Raw genomic sequence first — 16,719 nt, 5'->3', positions numbered from 1 at the left:
CCGGCCTCCTCATCGCGGCAGCACCTGCCGACCTTCGATGTCGAAGCTCGCGCGCACGACCTCGGCGTGGCCGGGTTGACCGCCGCCGATCGCCAGGTGGTAGCGGCCCGGCTGCACCGATCGGACGCCCGCGGCGTCGACCTGGCTGAGCGCCCGGGCATCGAGCTGGAAGCGCAGGCTGCGGCGCTCGCCGGTCTTCAGCGGGACGCGCTGGAAGGCCACCAGCGCATGAGCGGGCGCCGTGGCTTCCGCGGCCTCGCGTTCCAGGTAGACCTGCACCACCTCGTCGCCGTCTCGCGCGCCGGTATTGGCCACGTCGACGTCGAGCGTGAGCGTCTGTCCCGCACTCAGCAGCGCGGTCGACAGCCGGGGCGCCTGGTAGGCGAATCGGGTGTAGCTCAGGCCATGGCCGAAGGGCCACAACGGCGAGCCCTTGAAGTAGCGATAGGTGCGCCCCTGCATGCCGTAGTCGGCGAAGGGCGGCAGGTCCTGCGCCGAGCGGTAGAAGGTGACCGGCAGCCTGCCCGCCGGGTTGTTGCGACCCAGCAAGGTGTCCGCGATCGCCTGTCCGCCGACCTCGCCGGGATACCAGGCGGCCAGCGCGGCGTCCGCGTGTTCGGCGGCCCAGCGCAGGGCCACCGCGCTGCCGGACTGCAGCACCACCACCAGCGGCTTGCCCGAGGCCTTGACCGCCTTCAGCAGTTGCTCCTGGGCCGATGGCAGGTCCAGCGAGCTGCGGTCGCCGCCGTCGAAGCCGGGCACCTCCACCTGCAACTGCTCGCCTTCGAGATCGGGCGAGAGACCGACGAAGGCGACGACGACATCGGCCCTGCGCGCGGCGTTCACGGCCTCGGCCAACTGCACGTCGGCCGGCGCCTGCCATTGCAGCGCGAGGCCCTGGTCTTCGCCGGTGTGCAGCCACTCCACGCGCAGCGTCCGCGGGCGGCGATCCTCGAATCTCACGGTGGCGGCGGGCTGGTCGGTGTCGCCGTCCTGCAGCAGTTGGTCATCGAGGTAGAGACGAACCCGATCATGTCCGTCGCAATCGAAGCAGCGCTCGACGCGCACGCCGAGTCGGTACTCGCCGGTCGCCGGTGGCACGAACTGACCCCGCCAACGCACCGAGTAGCCGCGCGGCGGCAAACCGACCGCGGGCGGGGCCCGGTTGAAGTCGAGATTCAACGCGGCATCGGTGCTGACAGCGACCGGCTTGCCCGCCAATGCCGCATTGGCAAAGACTTCGCGGCGCAGTCCCGGCTTTCCGTCGGGCGTGCGCAGCGCGGCCTGCGGCACGGCCACCGGCACGTCCGCCGCGAGGGCGGACCCCTGGGCGGCGAGCACGCGTGAAGGCCCCAAGGCGCTGCGCAGCCCGGCCAGCGGCGTGATCGGGCGGTTCGCCACCCCGTGGTAGTTGGCGTGCAGGTCCTCCAGCAACTCCGCCGTGGGACCGACGACGGCCACGCGGCTGTGCGCCGCCAGGGGCAACACGCCGTTGTTCTTCAACAGGACCATCGACTCGCGCGCGGCGCGCAGCGCCAGCGCGCGGTTGGCCGCCCAGGGGATGGGCCGTGCCGCCCGCGTCGGCGAGAACAGGCCCAGCCGCAAGCGCGCCTCGAACAGCCGCTGCAGCGAGCGGTCCAGCGCCGCCTCGCTGACGCGGCCGCTGGCCACGGCAGCGGCCAGCGCGGCAAAGCTGCGGCCGCAGTTCAGGTCCGTGCCGGCCTGCAGCGCCCGGGCCGACGCCTCGGCGTCATCGGGCGTGGTCTTGTGGAAGAGCGTCATGTCCTCGACCGCATCGCAATCGGTGACGACGAAGCCCTCGAAGCCCCAGTCCCCGCGCAGGCGGTCCTGCAGCAGACCGGCGTTCGCGCAGGCGGGCGTGCCATCCAGGGCGTTGTAGGCGCACATGATCGAGCCCGCATGCGCTTCCGTGACCGCCGCGCGGAAGGCCGGCAGGTAGCTCTCCTCCAGGTCGCGGGCCGAGGGGTTGACGTTGAACTGGTGGCGATCGCGCTCCGGTCCGCTGTGCACGGCGAAGTGCTTCGGCGTGGCGATCACCACCGGGCGCTGCGCGTCGGGACCCTGCAGCCCCCGCACGAAGGCGACGCCAAGGCGGGCCGTGAGGACCGGGTCTTCGCCGTAGGTCTCCTGCCCCCGCCCCCAGCGCGGATCGCGGAACAGGTTGATGTTGGGCGACCAGATCGTCAGCCCGCCGTAGCGGGCCGAATCGCGCGACGCGCCTGGCGGCGGCACCGCTGTCTTGGCGCGCGCCTCGGCGGCGATCACGCCCCCCACGCGCTGCAGCAGCGGGGCGTCCCAGCTGGCGGCCAGGCCGATGGCCTGGGGGAACACCGTGGCACGGCCGTTGCGCGCCAGGCCGTGCAGGCCTTCGCTCCACCATCCGTAGGCCGGAACCCCCAGGCGTTCGATGGCGGGCGCGCCATCCTGCAACTGGGCGATCTTCTCTTGCAGGCTGAGCCGGCGCACGAGATCGGCGGCGCGCTCGGCGTCGCCCAGACGCGTGTCGAGATAGGCGGGCGAGGCGGGCGCGGCGGGCGAGGCGTGGGTCGACTGCCCGTGCAGCAGCGCGGCAAGACACAGCCACAGCGTCAGGTGTTGCGCCGGCTTCGCCCGACGGAGCGCGGGCGAGCGCTTGGCAGCCTCAGCCGAGGCGACGCGGATCCAATTGCACATGCCGAATCTGGCTCCGTTTGTGGGTGTAGGTGACATGCACGCTGCCGTCCTGCGCCTGGATCGCCGCGGGGTAGGAGAACTCCTGCCCCGGCTCGTCCTCCAGCGTCGCCACGGTGCGCCAGTGCTGCCCGCCGTCGGTCGACAGCGCGACGTCCAGCCGGTCCCGGCCGATCCACCAGTCCCGGCCGCGCTCGCGCGGGTTGAAGACCATCAGCAGCTGGCCGCCTCGCAGACCGAGGGCCTCGATGCCGGCATTGGGATTGGGTAGCGACGTCAGGGTTGGCAACGACCAGGAGCGCCCGCCATCGCGTGAGCGCGTGACGGCGATGCGGTTGGCCCTGCTGCGCGCAAAGGCCAGCACGCTGCCGTCGGGCCGCAACACCAGACTGGGCTGGATCAGCATGAACCCGCGAGGGTCGGCCACCGGCGCGTTCTCCAGCCAACTGCGGCCCAGGTCCCGGGTGCGCTCGAAGTGGATGCGCCAGTGGTGCTCGTCTTCCTCAGTGCTGGAGGGGCACAGCAGCGTGCCGTCCGCCAGCAGGAGGGGCTTGCTGCGGATCGGACCCAGGACGCCCTCGGGCAGTCGTCGCGGCGACGACCAACTGCCGCCTCCGTCGTCGGAGGTGATCAGCTCGCCCCACCAGCGCTGGGGGCTGGGGCCGACCTTGTAGAACAGCAGCAGCTGGCCGCCTTGCGCGGCGCCTGCCTGAAAGAGCACGGGGTTCCAGGTGGGCCAGCAGGTGCCGTCGGGCTGGCGCCCATCGGCGACAGGCCGCGGCGGACTCCAGGTGCCTGCTTCAAGCCGCGAGCACCAGATGCGCACGTCGGGCGCGCGCTCGGCGGTGCCCCCGAACCAGGCGGCCAGCAGGCCACCACCGGGCAAGGCCACCAGCGTGGAGGCATGCACCTGCGGTGTGGTCTGCTGCGTGTCGATGAACTCCCCGCGCACCACGGGGCTGGCGCCCCAGGCGCGTGTCCCCGCCATGCCGGCCAGCGCGGCGCCCAGCAGGCGCCGACGGGACGTGCAGACCGCCGCCGCTGTCATCGGGCCGCCCGCATCGCGGCCAGACGTCCGGCATCGATGCGCGCCTCGAAGCTGCCGCCGGCGCGGGCGCCGCTGCCCACGTGATACTGCCGCGCGCCGATGAGGCGATGCAACGCTGCCAGGTTGCCGGCATTCACGCCCGAGCCCACCAGCGGTTCGACGCCTTCGCCCAATTGCCAGCGCTTCACGAGCTGCCCGAGCAGCGCCGCGCCTTGCTCAGCGGTCGGCGCCGCGCCCGACGTCAGCAATTGCGTCACCGCCCCCCGGTACGCGCTCAGCGCGCCGAAGGCACGGACCGGGTCGCGCACCGCGTCGAAGGCGCGATGGAAGGTCAGCGGCAGGCCATCGGCCCATCGCAGCACCTGGTCCAGGCACGCCCGGTCGATGTCGCCCTCGGGCGTCAGCGCGCCAAACACCACGCCGTGCGCGCCCGCGTCGCGAATCATGGCCACGGCCTCGCGCATCTGGCGCCTGTCGGCCTCGTCGTAGGAGAAGGAGCGGGCGTGAGGCCGCACCATGACCATCACCGGGAGACGACACTGCTTCACCACGTCGCGCACCACGTCCGCCGCTGGCGTGAGCCCGCCCTGGGCCATGTCGGACACGAGCTCGAGCCGGTCCGCGCCCGCGGCCTCGGCGTCGCGCGCGTCCTGCGCCGACAGGGCGATGACTTCGATCAAGACCGGCGCTTGGCTCATGGGGCGGCGAAGAGCTTGAATTCGCGGATGCTCGCGGTGCCGGCGCTGTTGACGATGCGCAGCCGCACGCGACGGGTGCTCACCGGCGCGAACTTGTCGATCTTCATGTGGCCCACCGCCTGGGCCTTGGCCAGGGTCGTCCAGCGGTGCCCGTCCCAGGCCTGGATCACGTAGCCGCGCACATGCTGGCCGTCCTCCAGGCGCTCCATGGTCAGCGCGCGGTCGATGGTGACCGCCTTGCCGAAGTCGACCTCCAGCACGCCCTGATTGGCCTCCGTGGCCGTCCAGAAGGTGTCGGGATCGTTGTCCAGCGCCGCTTGCGAGCGCGCGTCGGTCTTGCCGTGCCGCGCCGCCACGTTGGCGGCATCCCCATAACGCGCTTGCAGGGCCTGCCCGAACTCGGCCAGGCGTTTCACGTCCGCGTCCGGCAACAGGCCCCGGCGATCGGGCGCCAGGCCCAGCACCAGCTGGCCGCCTCGGCCCACGCTGTCTTCATAGTTCTGCAGGAGCTCGTCGACCGTCTTCAACGAGGCGGCGAACTCGGGCCGCGAGTTCCAGAACCAGAAATCCTTGTGCAGCGGCGTATCCACTTCCACGGGCCGCCAGCGCAGCTTGCCGTGGCGGTCGATGACGTTCCAGTTCTCGCCTTCGATCACGCCGACCTCGTTGCCTACCCAGCGGATGTCGCCGTACTCGAACAGCGCGGTGTCGGCAAACACCATGGCGTTGGGCTGGTAGGTGCGCAGCGTCGCCACGTAGCGTTCGAAGTCGTAGACGTGGCCCCCGCTGCCCGCACCGTCGAGCCACCATTCGACCAGGGGGCCGTAGCCCGACGCCAGCTCCGTCAACTGGCCGGCGTAGAACTTGTCGTAGGCCTTGGCATCGGCGTAGCGGGGCTCGTGGCGGTCCCAGGGCGAGAGGTAGACGCCCATGCCCATGCCTTCCTTCTTCACGGCCTCGGCGGTCATGCGGACCAGGTCGCCCTGGCCGTTCAGCCACGGGCTGGACTTGACCGAGTAGTCGCTCTCATGGGTCGGCCACAGCGCGAAGCCGTCGTGGTGCTTGGCGACCAGCACCAGGTAGTTGGCGCCCGCGGACTTCGCCGCGCGTGCCCACTGGCCCGGGTCCACGCGGTCGGGGTTGAACACGGCAGGGGCCGCTTGCCCGTCGCCCCACTCACGGTCCAGGAAGGTGTTGGTGCCGAAGTGGACCAGCACGCCAAATCCGCGATCCTGCCAGGCCAGCTGCTGCGGCGAGGGCGTGGTGTCGGTGAACGATTCGCTGGCCGATGCAGCGGTGAGCTGCAGGGCAGCCAGGGCCATGCACAGCGCAGGCAGCTTCCTCATCAACGGTCGGTACATCCTCAGATCCATCCAATGTCGCAAGACAAGGCTGATCGGCTCTCGCGAGCCGATCAGCGTGGCACGCTCAGAGCTTGAAGTTCATGCCCAGCACGATCGTGCGTCCGTTCTTGTAGAAGCCGGTGGGCGCATCCTTCGTACCGCTGAACTGGTAATAGGTCTGGTCCAGCAGATTCGTCGCGCTCAAACTGATCCCGATCTTTTTCGTGATCTCGTAGGAGGCGGACAGGTCCAACTGCTTGTACTGGTCGGTGAAATCCTGGGAATTCAGGCGACCGATCTGCGTGAAGTACTGCGAACGCCAGCTGTAGACCAGACGAGCCGCGAAACCGGCGTACTCGAAATACGGAATGATGTTGACCGTGTTCTTCGACAGGTAGGGCAGGTTGAGACCTTCGCCCGTATCCGCCTTGGCATAGGTGTAGTTGGTCTGCAGACCGAAGCCATAACCCAGGTTCTGCTGATACATCAGCGACAGCCCCTTGACCTTGGCCGAGCTGGCATTGACCGGCGAGCTGATCGAGAAGGTGCGGTCGTTGATGACCCGGTCGTTCGTCACATTCACCACGTAATTGCTCACGTCGCGATAGAAGAACTCGGCGCCGACCATGCTTTGCGGCGCGAAATACCACTCGCCCGCCACGTCGAAGTTGGTCGACTCGTAGGGTTTCAGGTTGGGATTGCCGCCGCTGCCGGTGCCTCTCACCAGATCCAGGTTGGTGGCGCCGGCGAGATCGGAATACCGCGGACGCGCCAGTACTTTCGCCACCGAGAAACGGACGACCTTGGTGGAATCCAGCTCATAGGCGGCGTTGAAGCTGGGGAGGAACTTGTTGTAGCTCGTGTCGGTGGTCGTCGGCGCATAGGTGCTGCCGCCGTCGTTCGACAGGTAATAGTTCGAATCGTCCTTGGTGTGCACATAACGGACACCAAAGTTGCCTCGCCACCCGCCCACGTCGTAATTGAACTGCGTGTAGAGATTGGTCGTGTCCTCACGCACGCTGAAGGAGGAGCCATAGTCCGTGGTGAACGGTCCCTGCGGTTGACCCAGCAGGTAGTTCTTGACCTGCCCCAGGTCGGCGGTCGGCCAGTTCCGGATATCGCCACTCACATCCAGGCCGTCGTACAGCCCCGACGGCGCGTGCGAACTGCCGAACTGGTCCAGGCTGATGTCGCTCGTGGTATTGATGCGATTGCCGCGCGCGGACACGCCGTTGTCGTGCTTGATGAATTTGGTGCCGATCAGCACTTCATTGATCGGGCCCCAATTCAGCTGCCGGGACAGGTCGATCTGGCCGTAGCGCTCGCGGTCGCTGCTTTCCGCGTAGTAAATGCCGCCCGCCTGGTATTTGCCGTCGATCTGCGCGCCGGGCGCGGAGCCGGCCGGCGCGCCGGGGAGGCCCCAGTTGGACGCGCTGCCGTTGTCGTAGACGATGCCCGCCTGCTTGGGGCCGTAGTTGAAGGAATAACCGCCCGACTTCAGCAGATACTTCATCAGGTATTCCGGCGATTTGCCGCCGGAGGCTGACGTGTAACCCACCTGACTGGCGAGTTTCCAGTCATCGCCCTTGAAATCGTGCCGCAGGTTCAGGCTCTTGGTGACGACCGTGGACTCGCGGTAATTCGCATCCAGTTCAGCATAGGGCTGGTTGCCGTTGCCGGCGCCTGCCGTGACGGTGGCCGCGGTGATCAGTCCGTTGTTGACGGTCGCCTGGGTGATCTTGTCGACGTCGCCGCAACCCGGGCAGGCATATCGCGCTTCGCTGTAGTTGTTGTATTGGCCGTGCACATAGATGCCGGTCAGGTTCAACTCGTTCTTGTCGTTGGGCTTCCACTGCAAGGCGCCCTGGAAGCTGTCGCGCTGACGCGTCTGCTGGAAGAAGTCGCTGTCGATGGCCACGGGCATGCGCGCCGTCTGGGGATTCCCGCTTCCCGAGATCGTCGCCGACGGGCTGATGCCATTGCCGGTGGTATAGCCGAAGAACTCGATGCCGGCTTGCGCAAGGGTTTGCTTGTCATGCGACACCGCAGCCAGGAAACCAAAGTCGTTGGCTTCGTTTTTCCAGCTGTACAGCGCGGACGCCCGCGGATTGCCATCCCGGGAACGGTCGTTGTAGCTGTAGCCCAGCGAGCCGCGCAAGGTATTGGCCGGCAGATCCAGCGGCTTGCGGGTATGAATGATCACCGTGCCACCGATGCTGCCCTCGTCGATGCGGGCTTCGGGCGACTTGTAGACCTCCATCACGCCGATGATTTCCGGCGACAGCAGGGTGTAGTTGAAGGTGCGGCCGCTGGTGTCGCTGGGGTTTCCGCCCCAATCCCCCGAGGCAATGGTCTGGCCATTGACCAGCACCCGGTTCAACGCCGGATCGGTCCCGTTGATGCTGACCTTTTCGCCTTCGCCGTACAGACGGTCCACCGCCACGCCGGGCAGGTGGGCCAGGGATTCGGCCGCGTTGGTATCGGGGAACTTGCCGATATCCTCGGCACTGATCACATCCTTGATCGAGTCGGCGTTGCGCTTGAGATTCATCGCGCGCAGCAGGCTGGCGCGATAACCGGTCACGTTGACCGTTTCCAGCGCCTCGGCCTTGGTATCGCGGGTGGCTGCCGGTGCGGCTGCCGGTGCGGCCACGGGCGCGGACGCTGCGGCACTCGGCGGCGTCGGTGGCGGCGCCGCCTGTGCAAATGCGGCGGGCCCGTAAATGGCCGCGAGCGAGGACACGAGGGTGGTTTTCAGGAGAAGTCGATTCGGTTTCATCATCGCAATCTTCTTAGAGGGGGGCGTGGAGGGGGACAGTGCGAAGACTGTCGATGGGGCCACGGTGGTTGGGATGTTCGACGGATGTGCCAGAACACTGCGCCGGCGCAGTCTGTTGGGCCATCTGTCGCTGGCACGCGGCCTCATGAGCCCTGCCAGCCTCTTGTCGATTCCATTCCGTCAATTCGGATTCCCTATATCCTTGTGGCATGAAATAACAAATACAAAAGGTGTGTCGATCGATCTTCCCGAGCAAGATCAATGCAGTGTCGAATTCACCAGGGAGCGCAGATTCAGCTGCGCCTGCAATGCTGGCAACGACGCTTTGGACCGCAACGGAATGACCACTTCGTCGCCGGCACGGATATCCAGCGAGTTATCCTCGAGCTCGACATCCAGCAAGCCGAAATCGACCCACACCGCGCGGGCGAAAGACGTGGATGTGATCGACAGCCGCCAGGAATCCGGCGCACCGGAAGGATCCGGACTGATGCGGGTCTGGAACTGGGGATCAACGAGTTTCAAATCCTTGGCGGGCACGAAGTAAACCGGCTGCCTGGCCACCACCTTGCCCCCGGCGATCAACTCGACTTCGGCGACCGTCCGGGTGGGATCCGCACCTTGCAGGAGGGCGGCGTCGGCGCGTTGCCAGACGGGCGTGACGGCGAGGGGCTTGACGACCACGGCCGTACGTTCCGATCGCAGGACGCGGCCATCCAGGTCGGAGACGCGCAGGCGCACCTCGGCGTCGAAGGGCTCGACCTTGTCGGAGACCACGGAGAAATCGGTCTTGCCGGCCAGGCGCAGGGCCGTCACGGTCGTGTCCGCGTAGAAGCGCCGCGCGTGGAACTGCAGCGCCTTCCATCGGCCGAAGAAGTCCACGCTCGACCAGGAGGCCCCGGGCCAGACGTCGTTCAGCTGCCAGTAGAGCGAGCCCATGGACCGCGGGCGCTGACTGCGCAGGTGGGTGGCCGCCAGTTCGATGCCCTCGGCCTGCATGACCTGGCTGAGGTAGACGAACGAGGCGAAGTCCTTGGGCTCGCCGTAGTTCTTGCGGATGTAGAACAGCACGCGATCGTTGCCCACGTCGGGACCCGCGGCCACGCCGAACTTCTGGTGCGCGCGGATCACCGGCGAGTCCACGCGCTGGTCCTCGGGACCGGCATAACTCGCGACGGTGCGCATCTCGGGGTAGGACTGCAGGCCGTACTCCGACATGAAGCGCGGCGTGGTGGTCAGGAAGGTCTCGACCGGCGCCGAGCCGCCCCAGACCCGCCAGAAGTGCACGTCGCCATCGTCCATCTGGCCGGACGGCCCCTCGAGGTCGACGCCGGGCGACGTCGCCCAGTAGGGCACCTCGGGCGCATGCCGCTGCACGACGCCGCGCAGCACATCGCCGAACAGCTTGAGGTTGGCGCTCCACAGCCGCTCGCGCTCGTCCGGGGAGATCCGGTTCTTGAAGGCCAGCGTGGCGTCCCACGTTTCCCAGTCGGCCTGCACCTCGTTGCCGCCGCACCAGAGCACGATGCTCGGGTGATCGCGCAGCCGGCGCACCTGCTCGACGGCTTCCTGGCGGACATTCTCCTGGAAGCCCGTGTCCGCCGGCAGGATGGCGCCGCCGAACATGAAGTCCTGCCAGATCAGGAGGCCCAGGGCATCGGCCTCTTCGTAGAACGCGTCGCTTTCGTAGTAGCCGCCGCCCCAGAGCCGCAGCATGTTCATGTTGGCGCGGCGGGCGCTTTGCAGCAGGGTGCGCTGCCGTGCGCGCGTGACGCGGTTGGGGAAGCTGTCGAGCGGGATCAGGTTCGCGCCCTTGGCGAACACCGGGATGCCGTTGATCACGAACGCGAAGCTTCGGCCCCAGGCATCCTTCTCGCGTCGCAGCTCGACGGTGCGCAGACCGGTGCGGCGCGCCACGCGGGCCAGTTGGACACCCTCTTGCGTCAGCGTGGCTCGCAGCGCATACATCGGCTGCGCGCCATAGCCCGCCGGGAACCAGCGCTGCGGACGTTCGATGCGCACCGGCACGCTCAGCGCATTGCGGCCTGGATCCAGCATCACGTCCTGCGTCAGCGTGAAGGCGGCACCGCTGGGCGGCACCACCTCGACCTGCAGCCGGGCCGGGCCCGCGCGGGTGACGTCCACCTCGAGCTCGGCCGCGAGTTGCGCCACGCCTTCATCCACGCGTTGCTGGCGGACGTGGAAATCCTCGACGCGGACGTGACTCCAGCTCTCCAGCCGCACCGGCTGCCAGATGCCCAGGGTCACGAAACGCGGCCCCCAGTCCCAGCCGTACTGGTACTGCGCCTTGCGGACATAGGTCGCGGTGGCCACGCCCTTGGGTTCGTCGCCGAACTGTGAGTCGTAAGCGCCCGGCAGGGCGTAGGGCTGCTTGAGCAGCCAGGGCAGCGTGCGCTTGATGGGCGATTGCAGGCGCACGAGCAGCGTGTTGCGACCGGGCTTGAGCAGGGCCTTGGCCGGCAGCCGCCAGCGACGGAACATGTTGTCGGTCGTCGCCAGCGGCTGACCGTTGAGGCTGATGCCGGCGAAGGTGTCCAGGCCGTCGAACACCAGGTCGACCTGCTCGCGGGCCAGGGTCGCGGCGTCGACCTGGAACTCCAGCCGGTACTCCCAATCCGACAGCCCGATCCATTGCAGGCGGGCTTCGTGGTCCGCCGCGAAGGGGTCGGCAATCAACCGCGCCGCCAGCAGGTCGGTCTGCACCGTGCCTGGCACGGTCGCGCCGTGCCAGGTCGCGGCCTCGGGATGGGCCGAGGCCGCCTCCGGATCGGCCAGGCGGAACTGCCAGCCCGCGTCCAGCGGCTGCGTGTGCATCTGCGCCAGCGCCCACGGCGTCACGCCGGCGAGCGTGGCCGCCAGGCCAAGGGCGCGCACGGCCTGGACCCAACGGGCAATGAGGAGGGACTTGTGCATCTGGAGGCGCTGCGACTAGTGCGAATCCGCGTGGAGGAGCAGGCGCGCCGCGTCGATCGCGAACAGCGGGCCGTCGATGGGTGCGGTGAACCGCAGGCAAAGGTCGTGGACGCCCGCCGAGGGGGGCAACGCCGCGGTCAGGGTGAAGGTGTCCGGCGCGCTGCCCGCCGGCAACGGCAGGGCTGCCAGCAGCGGCCCGCCACAGTCGTCCCGCCGCACTTCGAGCTCTCCCGTCGGCGTGCTGGCCGCGTGCTGGATCACCTTGACCGCGTCATGCGCCAGTCCGTAGTTGCGCGCGAGCCGTCCCGCCTGGACCGAGACGCCGTGCACGCCGTCCAGGCGCGCCTGCGGGTAGATCCAGCAGGCATCGAGGAGGTTGACGTTGAAGACGGGCGCCCAGGTGGTGGCCTCGGTGCGCAAGGGCACCCGCAAACCCAGCTCGCCGGGAGGGCAGGCCTGGAGCTCGTTGCTCGTGCGGGTCAGCAGCGTCGCGGCGTCGAAGCGCTGCTCGCGCACGGCGGCGAGCGGCCGACCCGCGGCGTCGAAGGCGACGGCGCGCAGACGTGCGGGCAGTTTGACGATGAGCGGCTCATCGTCAGCGCCCCCGGCGCCGCCCGCGGCCGGTGATGTGGGCAGAGGCTCCGAGCCGTCCAGCGTGTAGCGGATCTGCCCCTGCCTGACCTGGTTGGACAGGCGCACCGGCGCTGCTCCCGCGGCCAGCATCGCCGCGGCACCGCCCTCGATGTCGAACTGCACGGCGAACGCGCTGTCGGCGGCATTCACGCCCTGGCGCAGATAGCGGGCCCGCTGCAGCGCCAGACGCGGCAGGAACCCGGGCCAGTCGCGCGCGGAGGCCGGCGACCAGGCCACTTCGGCCAGCGCGGCGATGCGCGGGAAGATCGCGTGCTCCCGGTGCTTGCGCGAGGGCATGTATTCCGTCCACAACGCGGCTTCCACCCCGAGGACGTGCCTGGCGCGGTCGGCGCCCAGGTCGCTGGGCATCGGCTCGAAGGCATAGACCTTCTCGATCGGCAGTTGGGCCAGCCGCCCTTCGGGCTCGTCGCCACGCGGGCTCTGCAGGTTGTCGAAGTACAGCGAGCCCGCCGGCGCCAGCACGACATCGTGGCCGAGCCTGGCGGCCGCGACGGCGCCTTCGGTGCCGCGCCAGGACATGACGGAGGCGCCGCTGGGCAGGCCGCCTTCCAGGATTTCATCCCAGCCGATCAGACGCCGGCCGTGGCGCTCCAGATGCCGTCCGATGCGGTCGATGAACCAGCTCTGCAAGGCTTCTTCGTTGGCCAGGCCCAGTGCCCGGATGCGCGCCTGCACCGTGGGCGAGGCCTGCCACTGGTCCTTCATCGCTTCATCGCCGCCGACATGGATGAAGGTGGACGGGAACACCGCCATCACCTCGTCCATCACCTGCTCGACAAAGCGGAGGGTCGATTCGTCGGCGTTGTAGAGGTAGGGGTTCACGCCATGGTTCACCGACACGGCGGGCCGCGGGTTGCGGCCCGGGCCGTCGCCGATGTCCACGCCCACGCCCGGGTAGGCCGCCACCACGGCCTGGGCATGCCCGGGCATGTCCAGCTCCGGCACGATGGTGATGTGGCGATCGGCCGCGTAGGCCACCAGCTCGCGCATCTGGGCCTGCGTATAGAAGCCGCCGTAGCGGGACGGCTCGCCGCCGGGGGGCGTGCGCCACGCGCCGATGCGGGTCAGGTCGGGGTAGCGCTTGATCTCCAGTCGCCAGCCCTGGTCGTCGCTCAGGTGCAGGTGCAGCACATTGAGCTTGTGCAGCGCCATCTGGTCGACCAGCGCCTTGACCTCGTCCAGGGGCGCGAAATGACGGACGACGTCCAGCATCAGGCCCCGCCAGCCGAAGCGCGGCTGATCGGCGATGCGCAGCGCCGGCACGCTGGCCTCGCCCTGCGCGCCATCGGCGCTGAGCAATTGCCACAGGCTCACGCCGGCATAGAACAGCCCGGCGTCGCTGCGCGCCTGCAGCGTGGCGCCGCCGGGCGTCACGGCCAGTTCGTAGGCGCCATCGGGTGCGGCAGGCGCGGCCGGCGCGCGCGCGTCGCGACGCAGCACGATGTCGCCGCGCGTGCCTTCGCGCAGCCGCAGGCGCAGGTGGCGGTCGCGCCAGGCCATGGCCGCGAGGAACGCCGCCGCGCGGCGGGCACCGCGGTCGCCCGGAGGAACCGCAATGACGGCGCCCGGCGACAGACGCAGGACGCCCGCATCGCGCGCGACCTGGGCCGGCATCGGCACGAGCGGCAGCACCTCGGCGCCGGCATGCGCGGCACCCGCCGCGGTCAGCGCCAGGGCGAGCTGCATCGCACGCACCACGCGGCGCGCGGGCAGGATGGCGGGGCGACAGGCTCGCATCGCAAGCGCCCTCAACGACGCGACAGCGGCAGTTCGTCCCAGACGGCGGGGTCTTCGGCCCCGATCACCCAGGCGCTGAAACCGTCGATGCCGGACGCCTTCACCAGCTCGTAGCGCTCGCGGAAACCACGCGCATCGGGCATGAACACCCATTCGCGCATCTGGTCGCGTTCGAACCAGTAGTAGGAGGTCCGGTCGTCCTCGTCCCAGCGGATCTTGGCGCCGTACGTGGCGGCCAGCGGGATCGACTCGTCGGCATCGATGTAGTCGCCGACGATGTTCGGCGCCTCCTTGCCGTCGTCCCGGACCGGATTGCCGGTGGACCAGCGGTAGCCGTACAACGCGATGCCCAGGGAGAGCTTGTGCCGGGGCACGACCTTGAGCGCGTAGTCCAGGTGCTCCTTCATCCAGCGATAGCCGTCGACCGGACCGGGGGCGGTCCAGCGGGTGTGCTGGTCATAGGACATCAGCGAGACCAGATCCGTGACCTTGCCCAGGGCTTCCAGGTCGTAGGCGCCGCGCCAGTACTCCCACATCCACTTGGAGAAGGGGCCGCGGCCGGCCGCGCCGGGGGCGTTGGGCACCACGGCGACGCTCAGCGTCAGGCCCACCTTGTGCAGGGCGTCCGCCGTGCCCTTGGCCATCTTGGTGAAGGCGTCGCGGTCGGTCCAGGCGATGTTCTCGAAGTCGTACTGGAAGCCGACGTAGCCATGCTCCTTGGCGGCACGCAGCAGGGAGGCATTCATGCGGGCCTGGGCCTGCTCGTCGTGCAGGAGCTTGTGGAAGCCCTCCCGGTTGGTCGTCATCGACAGGATGGGCATCACCGGCACCCGCTTGCTCTTGGCCAGCGACAGCACGAGCGGGTTGGGCGCGCCGTTGACCAGGCCGGCGGCATCGACGCCGTACCAGGTGGGCACGAGCAGGTCGACCTTGTCGACATGCGCGACGAAGGCGTTGACCGACTTCTGCGTCTCCATCATGTAGAAGAGCGCGCGCGGCGCGGCCAGAGCCTGCTGCATGAAGCCGGTCAGCAGCAGCAGGAGGGACGCGGCGCACAGCCGCAGGAGCCGGTGGAGGGGGGAGGGAGGCATGGCGGGGGAGGGTGGCGTTGATGAATGCGGAGGGACGGGTCGGGCGATGGCGCTCACCGCGACTCGATCTTGAAGACGTAGGCGTGGCGGCCCACGGGCTCCTTGGGCACCCGCAGGTGCAGGCCTGCGGCGTCCTGCGTGAAGGGGATGGCGCTGCGGTCCGCGAGCAGCGTGACGCGCTGGACCGCTGCCATCAGCGCGCCGGGCGCCAGCGAGCGGATCAGCAGTTCACTGCGGCCGTCGGCCCGCGGTTGAGGCCAGCCCAGCCCGATCGCGTACAGGACGTTGCCCTGCGTCGTGAAACGGAAGTCCTCGGGCGTGTAGGGCTTGGCGTTGCGGTCCTGGAAGGTGCCGCCCACCACCTCGGTCGGGCCTTCGCCGAAGCGCGTCCAGGGCCGGCTGCCGTAGATGGCCTCGCCGTTGAGCTTCAGCCACGCGCCCATCTCCAGCAGGATGTCGCGCGCCGGGTCGGGAATGCTCCCGTCGCCGCGCGGGCCGATGTTCAGCAGCAGGTTGCCGTTCTTGGACACCACGTCGATCAACTGATGCAGCAGCTGACCGGCGGGCTTGTAGGTGTCGCCGTCGATGTAGCCCCAGGAGGCGTTGCTGATCGACGTGTCGGTCTGCCAGGTCTGGGGCTGGATGCCGATCATCTGTCCGCGCTCGACGTCGTAGGTGCCGGCGCCTTGCGGGAAGGCATCCAGCTTGAAGTCGATGACGGTGGCTTCGCCGCGCCGGGCCCCCTGGTTGTAGTAGTACGCGGCGAAGGTGGGCATGGTGGTCGCACGCATGCTGGCGTGGCCGATCCACCAGTCGAAGTACATCAGGTCGGGCTGGTAGGCGTCGACCAGCTCGGCGGTGCGGGCGAGCCAGTCGTCCAGCCAGGCCTGGGAGACGAAGGTCCAGTCGTGCGGAAGGTCGCCGTCGTCCTTGCCGTGCAGCTCGCGCAACTGCGCCGGCCCGTACAACGCGGCGTAGCGCGGGTCGTTCACGTCGGAGGCGATGTGGCGTCCGCCGTCGAAGAACCAGTTGTGTTCGGCGCGGTGCGAGGAGGTGCCGAAACGCATGCCCTCCGCGCGGATCGCCCGGGCCAGTTCGCCCAGCACGTCGCGTTTCGGGCCCATCGTGGCGGCCGTCCAGTCGCTCAGCCGGGAGCGATACATCGCGAAGCCGTCGTGGTGCTCCGCCACCGGCACCACATACCTCGCCCCCGCCTGGGCAAACAGGCGCGCCCAGTCCTGCGGATCGAAGCGATCGGCCTTGAAGCGGTCGATCAGGTCCTTGTAGCCGACGCTGGCCGGCGTGCCGTACGTGGCGAGGTGGTGCTCATGGGGCTTGCTGCCCTGCTGGTACATGTCCCGCGAGTACCACTCGTTGCCGAAGGCCGGCAGGGAGAACACGCCCCAGTGCACGAAGATGCCGAACTTCGCGTCCGCGTACCACTGCGGCGGCTTGTAGCCCTGCAGCGAGGTCCAGTCGGCCCGGAAGGGGCCGGCCTTCACGCCGGCCTGCACCTGGCGCAGCACGCGGCTCCGCTCGCCGTCGAACTTGCTGACCGACTTGCGCCAGATGGCGTCGATCTCGGCCGGCGAGAGCGTCGCGGCGGTCGGTGCGGTCGGGTCGGCGGCCGGGACGGCCTGCGCCCAGGCGGGCGCCAGGCTGCTCGCCGCCAGCGCGGCGCCGAGGGTCCCCAAGGCGCCCAGGCGGCGCAGTGTCGATGCAGGCATGCGGAGGTGCTTCATGG

Annotated in this window: 9 protein-coding genes; all 9 read right to left on the bottom strand. The window is 69.0% G+C overall.

What is annotated here, in order from left to right:
• Nucleotides 1–9 precede the first annotated feature (9 nt).
• Nucleotides 10–2,694 carry a glycoside hydrolase family 3 C-terminal domain-containing protein gene (locus AC1VNM_RS13470; RefSeq protein ID WP_483107255.1) on the bottom strand — a complete coding sequence of 895 codons (2,685 nt, stop codon included), beginning with the start codon at nucleotides 2,692–2,694 and terminating at the stop codon, nucleotides 10–12.
• Nucleotides 2,663–3,739: a sialidase family protein gene (locus AC1VNM_RS13465; RefSeq protein ID WP_483107254.1), complete on the bottom strand. Its 1,077-nt coding sequence runs from the start codon at nucleotides 3,737–3,739 to the stop codon at nucleotides 2,663–2,665. Before AC1VNM_RS13465 ends, AC1VNM_RS13470 begins: the two co-directional genes overlap by 32 nt.
• Complete coding sequence (locus AC1VNM_RS13460; protein WP_483107253.1) at nucleotides 3,736–4,437, bottom strand: copper homeostasis protein CutC; 702 nt, start codon at nucleotides 4,435–4,437, stop codon at nucleotides 3,736–3,738. The genes AC1VNM_RS13465 and AC1VNM_RS13460 overlap by 4 nt, the downstream gene beginning before the upstream one ends.
• Nucleotides 4,434–5,783 carry an alpha-L-fucosidase gene (locus AC1VNM_RS13455; RefSeq protein ID WP_483107252.1) on the bottom strand — a complete coding sequence of 450 codons (1,350 nt, stop codon included), beginning with the start codon at nucleotides 5,781–5,783 and terminating at the stop codon, nucleotides 4,434–4,436. The genes AC1VNM_RS13460 and AC1VNM_RS13455 overlap by 4 nt, the downstream gene beginning before the upstream one ends.
• An 82-nt stretch (nucleotides 5,784–5,865) precedes the next feature.
• Complete coding sequence (locus AC1VNM_RS13450; protein WP_483107251.1) at nucleotides 5,866–8,562, bottom strand: TonB-dependent receptor; 2,697 nt, start codon at nucleotides 8,560–8,562, stop codon at nucleotides 5,866–5,868.
• A gap of 255 nt (nucleotides 8,563–8,817) precedes the next feature.
• On the bottom strand, nucleotides 8,818–11,493 hold the full coding sequence (locus AC1VNM_RS13445) for a beta-mannosidase (RefSeq protein WP_483107250.1): 2,676 nt from the start codon (nucleotides 11,491–11,493) through the stop codon (nucleotides 8,818–8,820).
• 15 nt (nucleotides 11,494–11,508) lie between these two features.
• On the bottom strand, nucleotides 11,509–13,884 hold the full coding sequence (locus AC1VNM_RS13440) for a beta-N-acetylhexosaminidase (RefSeq protein ID WP_483107249.1): 2,376 nt from the start codon (nucleotides 13,882–13,884) through the stop codon (nucleotides 11,509–11,511).
• An 11-nt stretch (nucleotides 13,885–13,895) separates the two neighbouring features.
• Nucleotides 13,896–14,975, bottom strand: coding sequence for a glycosyl hydrolase family 18 protein (locus AC1VNM_RS13435; protein WP_377152793.1), 1,080 nt, complete (start codon nucleotides 14,973–14,975; stop codon nucleotides 13,896–13,898).
• Nucleotides 14,976–15,028: 53 nt separating this feature from the next.
• A complete protein-coding gene (locus AC1VNM_RS13430; protein ID WP_483107248.1) occupies nucleotides 15,029–16,717 on the bottom strand; it encodes an alpha-L-fucosidase in 1,689 nt (562 codons plus the stop codon).
• Nucleotides 16,718–16,719 lie beyond the last annotated feature (2 nt).

The organism is Mitsuaria sp. MSU3D (genome assembly GCF_056867975.1).
Note: the sequence above shows the minus strand (reverse complement) of the source record. Positions and strands in the feature narration are given on the sequence as shown.

Bases quoted from the DNA above. Each gene is read 5' to 3' on its own strand.
- AC1VNM_RS13465 (WP_483107254.1), bottom strand. From the start codon at position 3,739: ATGACAGCGGCGGCGGTCTGCACGTCCCGTCGGCGCCTGCTGGGCGCC.
- AC1VNM_RS13430 (WP_483107248.1), bottom strand. From the start codon at position 16,717: ATGAAGCACCTCCGCATGCCTGCATCGACACTGCGCCGCCTGGGCGCC.
- AC1VNM_RS13440 (WP_483107249.1), bottom strand. From the start codon at position 13,884: ATGCGAGCCTGTCGCCCCGCCATCCTGCCCGCGCGCCGCGTGGTGCGT.
- AC1VNM_RS13460 (WP_483107253.1), bottom strand. From the start codon at position 4,437: ATGAGCCAAGCGCCGGTCTTGATCGAAGTCATCGCCCTGTCGGCGCAG.
- AC1VNM_RS13470 (WP_483107255.1), bottom strand. From the start codon at position 2,694: ATGTGCAATTGGATCCGCGTCGCCTCGGCTGAGGCTGCCAAGCGCTCG.
- AC1VNM_RS13445 (WP_483107250.1), bottom strand. From the start codon at position 11,493: ATGCACAAGTCCCTCCTCATTGCCCGTTGGGTCCAGGCCGTGCGCGCC.
- AC1VNM_RS13435 (WP_377152793.1), bottom strand. From the start codon at position 14,975: ATGCCTCCCTCCCCCCTCCACCGGCTCCTGCGGCTGTGCGCCGCGTCC.
- AC1VNM_RS13455 (WP_483107252.1), bottom strand. From the start codon at position 5,783: ATGAGGAAGCTGCCTGCGCTGTGCATGGCCCTGGCTGCCCTGCAGCTC.
- AC1VNM_RS13450 (WP_483107251.1), bottom strand. From the start codon at position 8,562: ATGATGAAACCGAATCGACTTCTCCTGAAAACCACCCTCGTGTCCTCG.